This window comes from Cereibacter johrii, from assembly GCF_001720585.1.
GTDB classification, from domain to species: Bacteria; Pseudomonadota; Alphaproteobacteria; order Rhodobacterales; family Rhodobacteraceae; genus Cereibacter_A; species Cereibacter_A johrii.
In genome coordinates this window covers 1-8,708 of record NZ_MABH01000238.1, presented here as the reverse complement: position 1 = coordinate 8,708, position 8,708 = coordinate 1, and the positions used below count along the sequence as shown (strand labels likewise).

Below are 8,708 nucleotides of genomic sequence, written 5' to 3'. Positions count from 1 at the left end.
GGGCAGACAGCCCCCCGCTCCCCCGCCGGCCACGGGGCCGAAGCCATTCCCCTTGACCCCATCCGATCCGCAGGTCAAACCGCCCCCATGGTGCCGATGGACCGCCTCCTCCAGATCGTCCGCCGCTTCGAGTTCCTCGAGGCGCGCCTCTCCGCAGGGGCCGCCCCCGCCGAAATCGCGGCGCTTTCGCGCGAATATGCCGAGCTGAAGCCGGTGGTGGCCGAGATCTCCGCCTACCGCACCGCGCTCGAGGATCTGGCCGAGGCCCAGACAGCCCCCCGCTCCCCCGCCGGCCACGGGGCCGAAGCCATTCCCCTTGACCCCATCCGATCCGCAGGTCAAACCGCCCCCATGGTGCCGATGGACCGCCTCCTCCAGATCGTCCGCCGCTTCGAGTTCCTCGAGGCGCGCCTCTCCGCAGGGGCCGCCCCCGCCGAAATCGCGGCGCTTTCGCGCGAATATGCCGAGCTGAAGCCGGTGGTGGCCGAGATCTCCGCCTACCGCACCGCGCTCGAGGATCTGGCCGAGGCCGAGGCCATGCTCGCCGATCCCGAGATGCGGGCGCTGGCCGAGGACGAGATCCCGGCGCTCCGGGCCCGCATCCCCGGGATGGAGCAGGCGCTGCGCCTCGCTCTCCTGCCGAAGGACGCAGCCGACGCGCGTCCCGCCATCCTCGAGATCCGCCCCGGCACCGGCGGCGAGGAAGCCGCCCTCTTCGCGGGCGATCTCCTGCGCATGTATCAGCGCTATGCCGAAGGGCAGGGCTGGCGGTTCGAACTCCTCGATCTCGCCCCGTCCGAGCTCGGCGGCATCCGCGAGGCGACCGCGCGCGTCGAGGGCGAGGGCGCCTTCGCGCGTCTCAAGTACGAATCCGGCGTCCATCGCGTGCAGCGCGTCCCCGAGACCGAGGCGCAGGGCCGCATCCATACCTCCGCCGCCACCGTGGCCGTGCTGCCCGAGGCCGAGGAGGTCGATCTCGAGATCCCCGCCAGCGACATCCGCATCGACACGATGCGCTCGTCCGGGGCCGGCGGGCAGCATGTGAACACCACCGACTCCGCCGTCCGCATCACCCACCTGCCCACCGGCATCATCGTCACCTCCTCCGAGAAATCCCAGCACCGCAACCGCGAGATCGCCATGCAGGTGCTGCGCGCCCGGCTCTACGATCTCGAACGCCAGCGTCTGGCCGAGGCGCGCTCGGCCGACCGCAAGGCGCAGGTGGGCTCGGGCGACCGCTCCGAACGGATCCGCACCTACAATTTCCCGCAAGGGCGCATGACCGACCACCGGATCAACCTCACGCTCTATGCCCTGCCGCAGATTATGGCGGGCGAGCTTGCGGAGGTGATCTCGGCGCTCACCGCCCACGATCAGGCCGCCCGTCTGGCCGAGATGGAGGCATGAGGGCGGCCGACGCGCTCCGTGCGGCCGTCCCCCGCCTCGCGGCGGCCGGCATCGAGGAGGCCGCCCGCGACGCGCGCCGCCTTCTGGCCCATGCGATGGCCATCGAACCCGACCGGCTGACGCTGCATCTGCCCGATCCGCTCCCGCCCGAGGCCGCCGCCCGGTTCGAGGAAGCGCTCGCGGCCCGTGCCGCCCGCCAGCCGGTGGGCCAGATCGTGGGCGAGCGGCTCTTCTGGGGCCGCCGCTTCCGGGTGACGCGCGACACGCTCGATCCCCGCCCCGAGACCGAAGGCCTGATCGAGGCGGCGCTGGCCGAGCCCTTCGCCACGCTCCTCGATCTCGGCACGGGCACCGGCTGCATCGCGCTGACGCTCCTCGCCGAACGACCGGCCGCGCGCGGGATCGCGACCGACCTCTCGCCCGCGGCCCTCGCCGTGGCCGGCGAGAATGCGGCAGCCCTGGGCGTGGACCCGCGGCTCGAGCTGCGCCTGTCGGACTGGTTCGCCGCCGTGCCCGAGCGCGTGGACCTGATCCTGTCGAACCCGCCCTATATCGCCGCCTGCGAGATGGCCGCCCTCGCCCCCGAGGTGCGGCTCTGGGAGCCGCATCTGGCGCTCAGCCCCGGCGGCGACGGGCTCGACGCCTACCGCGCGATCGCCCGCGGCGCCCCGGACCATCTCCGGCCCGGCGGGCGGCTCCTGCTGGAGATCGGCGCCGCGCAGGGGCGGGCCGTGGCCGGTCTGGTCGAGGCTGCGGGCCTCGCCTCCGTCTCCGTGCTGCCCGATCTCGATGGCCGCGACCGGCTGGTCTCTGCGCGCCTTCCCGCTGTCTGAGGCGCCGGGACCCCCGGTCAATTCGTCGCGCTCTTGCCGAAACCGCAGAGTCTTCCCATTTTTCCCTTGCCAGCCACCCGGCGGCATGGTTACTCGGAACTGCGCCGAGGGGATGGTCCGCGTTACCCGTGATCGTTCTCCGCGCGGCCAAGCCTGAAATGCACGTTATGCCCCGGATCGGATTCGAGCCACCGGGAGCGGTCACCGCAAGGCCGCAGCATACCGGCAGGGCCAGTTCATCTGGATACAAGGACAAGATGAGATCCTCCAAGTCCCGCTCGCGTTCGAAATCGAACCGCCCGCGTAGCCTCGGCAATATCGTCAACCGCGTGTTCGACAGCTCCGGTCCCGAGGGCAAGGTGCGGGGCACGCCGGCTCAGATCATCGAGAAATACCTGTTTCTCGCGCGCGATGCCCAGCTGTCGAACGACCGCGTCGCGGCCGAGAATTTCCTGCAGCATGCCGAACATTACACCCGCCTTCTCGGCGAGGCGCAGCGCGAGCTCGCGGCCGAGCAGGAGAACCGCCGGTCCGAGCACCAGCAGAACCAGGGTGGCTCCGGCCACCAGGGGCAGGGCGGCAACCAGTCTCAGCCCGGCAACCACCGCCACGACCGCGGGGATCGTCCCCGGGATGACCGTCGCGAGGACCGGCAGGCCCAGCCCCGCAAGGCGCGCCGGATCGCCGTTCGCGCTGATCGCCAGCTCCTCGACCTGCGGCCCGAGCCGCTCGGCCACCCACTGCACGAGGGGCCTGCCCCCCAGCATGAGGGACGCCTTGTCCGCTCCGCCCATCCGGCGGCCCTCGCCCCCGGCGAGGATCAGACCGAAAAGTCGCATGGCCGCCTCCGATTGCATCGTCCGACCAGAAGCCCTAAGCGCAAGAGTTGCGTCCGACAACCACAAGGTTCTGCCATGTCCACCCGACGCTCGGCCTTCCTGCGCGGTCTCTGGGCCGCCACACCCTTCTCGCTCGTCATCGCGCCCTTCGGGCTTCTCTTCGGTGTCGTGGGCACCGAGGCGGGGCTCGACATCGTCGAGGTGATGGGCTTCTCGATCATCGTGATTGCCGGGGCAGCGCAGTTCGCGGCGGTGCAGATGATGGCCGACCACGCCCCGACGCTCATCATCCTCGCCACCTCGCTCGCGGTGAACCTGCGGATGGCGATGTATTCCGCCTCGCTCACGCCGCATCTGGGGCGTGCGCCGGCCGGCCTGCGGGCGCTGATCGCCTATTGCCTCGTGGACCAGACCTACACCGCCTCGATGGTCGAGTTCGACCGCGCCCCCGAGCAGAGCCTCGGCGAGAAAATCGCCTTCTTCTTCGGGACCGTGCTGCCGGTCTGCCCGCTCTGGTATGGCTCGACCTATGTCGGCGCCCGGCTCGGCACGAAGATCCCGCCGGAGTTCGCGCTCGATTTCGCGGTGCCCATCACCTTCCTCGCGATGATCGCGCCGCTGCTGCGCACGCCGGCCCATATCGCGGCGGCGGGCGTGTCGGTCGCGCTGTCGCTGGTGCTGGCCTTCATGCCCTACAACAGCGGGCTTCTGGTGGCGGCGGTGGCCGCAATGGTGACGGGGGCGCAGGTCGAGGCCTGGACCGAGCGGAGGCGCGCAGCATGATCGAGGATTCCGTTCAGGTCTGGACCGTCATGATCGTGCTGGGGCTCGGCACGTTCCTGCTGCGCTTCTCGTTCCTCGGGCTGATCGGTAGCCGCTCGCTGCCGCTGTGGGCGCTGAGGCTTCTGCGCTACACGCCGGTTGCCGTGCTGCCGGGGCTGGTGGCGCCGCTGGTGCTCTGGCCGCCGGCAACGGGAGGCGAGACCGACCCCGCGCGGCTCGCCGCGGCCGTGGCCACGGTGGCTCTGGGCCTTCTCACCCGCAACGTCTTCGCCGCGATCTTCGGCGGGGCGGCGGTGCTCTACCTCACGCCCTGGCTCCTCAGCCTCTGATCCCGGCGATCCGGGGCCCGCGGCTCAGTTGAGGCGCGGGTCGCCGTGCTGGACGATGAGCACGCCGTGGTTGTCGTCGGCATCGTCGTCATGGATCGTGCGGCCGGTCGCGCCCGGCAACTGGCCGAACTCCTCGCGCAGGCGGTTCGGGAACCAGGTCACATCGACCTGCTCGAGGCCGGGCGTGCCGTGCAGGATGGTCGAGATCGCGCGCGCGCAATTGGCCTTGGGCACCGCGCCATAGGCCAGCGCGCGCTGAAGCACGGTCTCGGCCACCTCGGGCGGCACGCGCAGCGTCTGTTCATGCACGTCGAAGGTCTCGCGCGCGTGATAGTCGATGTAGTAGGCCACCACCTTCGGCGTGACGCCGAAATGGACGTCGTTGCGCTCGGGCAGGGCCGGATGGTGCCACGAGCCCGCCGGGTCGAACATGACCACCTGACTGCCGTTGATGAGCAGGCCCGAATGGGCGCCGCTGCCGTCCTTCACCCGCGTGACCGTGAAGAGCGTGATCGAGGCAGGCTCGGTCGAGACATAGCGGGCACGCGCCACCTGATCGTCGGGCGCCCAGACGGGCTCGGCACCGCCGCAGGCGGCCAGCGCCACGAAGGCGGCGCAGTAGAGAAGATGGCGCATGAGAGGTCCGGGCTTGCGGCGTCCGCGAGGAAGATCAGGCGTTGGCCAGCGCGAGGAAGATCAGGGCCGCGACGATGACGACGCAGCCCCAGGTCACCATGCGGACGAACCCCGCGAAGGTCTTCTCCTGCTCGGTGATGTCCATCGAGCCTGCCACATGCCCGTGAGCGGGATGCGAGTGATCTGCCATCGGTCCGGTCCCCTTGTTATTCTCTGCCATCTATCCGATTTCCTCCCTTCTGTCACGTCCTTGCAGCTTCGGCCGCAGACGGGCGCGCCTCAGCCCCGCAGCAGCTGCCAGACCCATGCGCCCCGCGCGTCGGCCGTCCGAGAGACCTCGCCCCGGTGCCAGAGGTGGTTCAGATGCGCCACCGCCTCGACCAGCGCCATGCCATAGGCCGGCCCCGTCAGCTCGCGCCCGAAGAGCGGAAGAAAACAGTCCACCGCCGTCCGCGGTTCCGCGAGATGGGTCCGCAGCCGCTCGAGCGCGCCCTCGTGGTTCTCGATCATCTGGCGCAGGCGGAGGGGCAGCCCCGTGAAGGGCAGCTTGTGGCCCGGCAGGATCAGGTGCCGCGGCAGGGCATGGGCCTGAAACGCCCGGCAGGAGTCGAGCCAGTCGGCCAGCGGATCGGCCTCGGGCTCGGAGGCATAGACCCCGATATTGGCCGAGATCCCGGGCAGAAGCTGATCGCCCCCGAGCACCAGATCGTCGTCGAGGCTCCAGAGCGTGGCATGTTCCGGCGCATGGCCGTGGCCGATCCGCACCCGCCAGCGGCGCCCGCCCGCGACCAGCTCGGAGCCCTCGACGATCCGGGTGAAGCCCAGCGGCAGGGGCGCCACCATGTCGGAAAAGTTGAAGGGCCGCTCGGCCGCGCGCTCGGCCAGCATGGCGGGCGGCATCCCGGCCCCGCGCCAGAAGGCCAGCGTCTCGGGCGCGGGCACCTCCTGCACGTCGAGCACCAGCATCCGGGCATAGAGCCACGAGGTGCGGGTGGTCACGAGCTCGGCCCCCATCGACTGGAACCAGCCGGCGAGGCCCACATGGTCGGGGTGGTAATGGGTCACGATCACCCGACGGACGGGCCGCCCGCCGAGCGGCCCCGCCAGCAGCCGCTCCCAGATCGCGCGACCGCGGCGGCTGTCGAAGCCCGTGTCGACGAGCGTCCAGCCGTCGCCGTCGTCCAAAGCGTAGACATTCACATGGTCGAGCTGCATCGGCAGCGGCAGGCGCAGCCAGAGCACGCCCGGGGCGAGCGGAATGGCCGACCCTTCCTCGGGCGGGATCTCGAACGGTGTGCGGATCTGCGCCGTCACGCGGCCAGATCCTCGGGTGAGAGCGCATAGAGCCCCGCCGCGCCCTCGCGCACCTGTGCGAGCAGCGCCGCATGTTCCGGCAGCAGCCGGCGGATCGCGACCCGCGCGAGGGGCTCGCGCGCAGGATCGGTCACGGCGGCCGTCAGGTGGAAATGCGCGCCGAGCACGCGGGCGAAGGCGCGCAGATAGGGCACCGCGCCCGCGAACCGGTCCTGCATCTCCTGACCCACCAGCGTCTCGGTCGCCTCGCGCAGCGCCTCCGAGGCGGCCCAGACATCGTTGGCCAGATCGGGCAGCCGGTGGCGTGCGGTCTCGGCCGCGTCCTCGATCTCCTGCAGCAGGCGGAAGGCCGCCTCGCCCCCGTCCATCATCTTGCGGCCCACGAGGTCCATCGCCTGGATGCCGTTCGTCCCCTCGTAGATCGCCGTCACCCGCACGTCGCGCAGGAACTGCGCGGCGCCGGTGCCCTCGATGAAGCCCGTGCCGCCATGGACCTGCACCCCCATCGAGGCGACCTCGATCCCCACGTCGGTGCCGTAGGCCTTGGCAATCGGCGTGAGAAGCGCCGCCCGCGCCTGCCATTCGGGCTGGCCCGTCGCGCGGCCCATGTCGAGGGCCACGGCACAGGCCAGCGCGATGGCGCGGGCCGAGAAGGTCTCGGCCTTCATCACGGCAAGCATCCGGCGCACGTCCGCATGTTCGATGATGCCGCCTGGCCCGCCCTGCCGGCGCTCGATCGCATAGGCCACGGCCGCCTGGGTCGCAGCCTCGGCCACGCCCACGCCCTGCACGCCGACGCCGAGGCGGGCGTTGTTCATCATGGTGAACATCGCGGCCATCCCCTTGTGCGGCGCCCCCACCAGCCAGCCCTTCGCCCCGTCGTAATCCATGACGGCGGTGGGAGAGCCATGCAGGCCCAGCTTCTCCTCGAGGCTCACCACCGTCACCGCATTGCGCGGCCCCGGTCGGCCCTCGGCATCGGGCAGGAACTTCGGCACGAGGAAGAGGCTGATCCCGCGCGTGCCCTGCGGCCCGTCCGGCAAGCGCGCCAGCACGAGGTGGCAGACGTTCGCGTTGAAGTCCGTGTCGGCCCAGGTGATGTAGATCTTCTGCCCGGTGATCGCATAGGTGCCGTCCTCCAGCGGCTCGGCCCGCGTGCGCACCGCGCCCACGTCCGACCCTGCCTGCGGCTCGGTCAGGTTCATCGTGCCGCTCCACTCGCCCGAAATGAGCTTCGGCAGATAGAGCGCCTTCAGCGCATCCGAGGCGTGATGCTCGAGCGCCTCGATCTGTCCCTGCGTCAAGAGCGGATTGAGCTGGAGCGAGAGGCAGGCCGAGGACATCATCTCGTTCACGGCGGTCGTCACCGCCATGGGCAGGCCCATGCCGCCATGCTCGGGGCTGGCGGCGATCCCCACCCAGCCGCCGTCCGCAATGGCGCGGTAGCCGTCGGCATAGCCGGGCGACGTGCGCACGACGCCATTCTCGAGCCGGGCCGGATGCAGATCGCCCGGCCGCTGCAGCGGCGCCAGCACCTCCTCGCAGAGCTTGCCCGCCTCGGCGAGGATCGCCTCGACCGTCTCGGGCGTGGCTTCGGCGAACCGCTCCGTCGCGGCCACCTGATCGAGGCCCACCACATGGCCCAGCAGGAAGCGGAAGTCGGCCAGCGGCGCACGATAGGGCATGAGGTCCTCCGGGAGGGGCTGCCTTGGCAAAGGCGGCGGACGCGTCTAAGTCAGCGCGAAGCCTACCGCACATGCCCCCATCCTCAAGCTCGAACGCTGCGTCACGCGATGACCGACACCCGCCTCCTGCCGCCCACCGCCGAAGGGATCGCCGAAGCGGCCCGCCTGCTCGCCGCGGGCGGCCTCGTGGCGCTGCCCACCGAGACGGTCTATGGCCTCGCCGGCGATGCGCGCGACGACCGCGCCGTGGCGCGGATCTTCGAGGCCAAGGGTCGGCCGCAGTTCAACCCGCTGATCGTCCATCTGCCGGATCTGGCGGCCGCGCGCCGCTATGCCCGGTTCGATGACGAGGCGCTGCGGCTTGCTGAGGCCTTCTGGCCCGGCCCCCTCACCCTCGTCCTGCCGCTCGGCGACACGCCGGTCTCGCCCCTCGTCTCGGCGGGCCTTCCCACCGTGGCGATCCGGGTGCCGGCCCATCCGCTGGCCCAGCAGCTCCTCCGCGCCTTCGGAGGCCCGCTCGCCGCCCCTTCGGCCAATCCCTCGGGCAGGGTGAGCCCGACGCGGCCCGACCATGTGCTGGACGGCCTCTCGGGGCGGATCGAGGCGGTGCTCGACGGCGGCACCTGCGGCGTGGGCGTGGAATCGACGATCCTCGCGCCGGGCGAGCCGCCGCTTCTCCTGCGGCCCGGAGGTCTTCCCGCCGAGGCGCTGGAAGAGTGCCTCGGCCGGCCGCTCGTCGCAGGCGGCAGCGCCGACCGCCCCTCGGCGCCGGGCCAGCTCGCCTCGCATTACGCGCCCGAGGCGCCGGTGCGGCTCCGGGCGACCCAGGCGCGGGCCGGCGGGAGCTGGGTCGGGTTCTGCGGGGGCGGCGGGGCGCCGGGG

The 8,708-nt window shown here is 71.4% G+C and carries 9 protein-coding genes and 2 pseudogenes; 6 read left to right on the top strand and 5 right to left on the bottom strand.

Translation table 11 applies throughout. From position 1 onward, the window contains the following. Positions 1-351 precede the first annotated feature (351 nt). The 3 genes and pseudogenes from prfA to A9O63_RS23680 all read left to right on the top strand — a co-directional run. Complete coding sequence (gene prfA, locus A9O63_RS19955) at positions 352-1,407, top strand: peptide chain release factor 1 (protein ID WP_069333458.1); 1,056 nt, start codon at positions 352-354, stop codon at positions 1,405-1,407. Further along, on the top strand, positions 1,404-2,240 hold the full coding sequence (gene prmC, locus A9O63_RS19950; RefSeq protein WP_069333456.1) for a peptide chain release factor N(5)-glutamine methyltransferase: 837 nt from the start codon (positions 1,404-1,406) through the stop codon (positions 2,238-2,240). Before prfA ends, prmC begins: the two co-directional genes overlap by 4 nt. 158 nt (positions 2,241-2,398) lie before the next feature. Further along, positions 2,399-2,680, top strand: a pseudogene (locus A9O63_RS23680) (DUF4167 domain-containing protein); the annotation flags it as partial. Between the two features lie 204 nt (positions 2,681-2,884). Here the strand turns inward: A9O63_RS23680 and A9O63_RS23735 are convergent. Further along, positions 2,885-3,007 (bottom strand): annotated as a pseudogene (locus A9O63_RS23735) (molybdenum cofactor guanylyltransferase MobA); the annotation flags it as partial. 147 nt (positions 3,008-3,154) lie between these two features. Between A9O63_RS23735 and A9O63_RS19940 the strand changes: the two are divergent. Both A9O63_RS19940 and A9O63_RS19935 read left to right on the top strand, forming a co-directional pair. Then, positions 3,155-3,862 carry an AzlC family ABC transporter permease gene (locus A9O63_RS19940; protein WP_069333455.1) on the top strand — a complete coding sequence of 236 codons (708 nt, stop codon included), beginning with the start codon at positions 3,155-3,157 and terminating at the stop codon, positions 3,860-3,862. Next, positions 3,859-4,191, top strand: coding sequence for an AzlD domain-containing protein (locus A9O63_RS19935; protein WP_002720923.1), 333 nt, complete (start codon positions 3,859-3,861; stop codon positions 4,189-4,191). The genes A9O63_RS19940 and A9O63_RS19935 overlap by 4 nt, the downstream gene beginning before the upstream one ends. Before the next feature lie 24 nt (positions 4,192-4,215). Here the strand turns inward: A9O63_RS19935 and A9O63_RS19930 are convergent, their stop codons facing one another. The 4 genes from A9O63_RS19930 to A9O63_RS19915 are packed head-to-tail and all read right to left on the bottom strand — an operon-like array spanning position 4,216 to position 7,826. Next, entirely contained in the window at positions 4,216-4,827 is a 612-nt protein-coding gene (locus tag A9O63_RS19930; protein ID WP_069333454.1) for a hypothetical protein, read from the bottom strand. Positions 4,828-4,861: 34 nt separating this feature from the next. Next, positions 4,862-5,047, bottom strand: coding sequence for an aa3-type cytochrome c oxidase subunit IV (locus tag A9O63_RS19925; protein WP_069333453.1), 186 nt, complete (start codon positions 5,045-5,047; stop codon positions 4,862-4,864). A gap of 59 nt (positions 5,048-5,106) precedes the next feature. After that, positions 5,107-6,141 carry an MBL fold metallo-hydrolase gene (locus tag A9O63_RS19920; protein WP_069333452.1) on the bottom strand — a complete coding sequence of 345 codons (1,035 nt, stop codon included), beginning with the start codon at positions 6,139-6,141 and terminating at the stop codon, positions 5,107-5,109. Next, the gene (locus A9O63_RS19915; protein ID WP_069333451.1) at positions 6,138-7,826 is read right to left on the bottom strand and encodes an acyl-CoA dehydrogenase; all 1,689 of its coding nucleotides are present in this window, start codon (positions 7,824-7,826) and stop codon (positions 6,138-6,140) included. The genes A9O63_RS19920 and A9O63_RS19915 overlap by 4 nt, the downstream gene beginning before the upstream one ends. A 108-nt stretch (positions 7,827-7,934) precedes the next feature. On the opposite strand from A9O63_RS19915, the gene A9O63_RS19910 reads away from it, so the two are divergent. Beyond that, positions 7,935-8,708, top strand: a 774-nt coding sequence (locus A9O63_RS19910) for an L-threonylcarbamoyladenylate synthase (protein WP_069333457.1), incomplete at its 3' end; no start/stop codon positions are given.